The organism is Cellulomonas sp. P2_B4, assembly GCF_056404795.1.
In genome coordinates this window covers 1-704 of record NZ_JBFUDI010000045.1, presented here as the reverse complement: position 1 = coordinate 704, position 704 = coordinate 1, and the positions used below count along the sequence as shown (strand labels likewise).

At 66.9% G+C, this 704-nt stretch carries 1 protein-coding gene; it reads right to left on the bottom strand.

The features are described 5' to 3' along the window. Positions 1-680: TonB-dependent receptor domain-containing protein (locus AC1DZC_RS19985; RefSeq protein WP_477044485.1), on the bottom strand; the 680-nt coding region annotated here is incomplete at its 3' end. Between the last annotated feature and the right edge of the window lie 24 nt (positions 681-704).

Here is a 704-nt window from a genome sequence, read left to right as displayed (position 1 = left end):
CTGGCATCGATACCGGCCACATCGAGGTTGAGCACATTGCGCTGGCGATAATCATAGATGAAATAGGTCGTCGCGTTGAGCGCACCGGTCTGCGGCAGGCCGGCGGTCGCAGTGCCGATCTGCGCCGGCGTGGCGCCGGCCGGATAGAGCTGGAGCAGATAGGCGAGGTCGGCCGCGCCCAAAGCGAGCGAGGGGACCGGCGAGGTGATGCCGCCGCGCAGCTTGTTGTTCCAATAGGTCACGCTGACCCGCAGGCCCGGCGCGAAGGTCGGGGTCAGGTCGATACCGATGCTGAACGCCTTGCCCGTCTGCGGCTTGAGGTCGGCATTGCCGCCGGTCAGCAACAGGCCGGTCACGCCGCTCCCGATCGTGCAGGTGGTCGATCCCGCCGGACAGCCCGGCAGGCCGATCGCCCCGGGAAAGGCCGAGGTGGAGACGGTGAAGGTACCGCCCGGCACGCTGCTGCCATTGGCGCCGGCAAAGCCGGATTCGCCGGTCAGGCCGACCGCGTTGGTGCCGAAGCTGGTCAGTGCCGGGGCGACGAAGGATTCGGCCCAGTTGCCGCGGATCTTCACGCCCTCGACGATTTCCCAGTTCGCCGCGATCTTCGGATTCTTCGTCTCGCCGAAATCGCTATATTTGTCGTAGCGGCCCGACACGATGACGTCGAACTTGCGCACGCCCGGAATGCCGGTGTCCGGCCC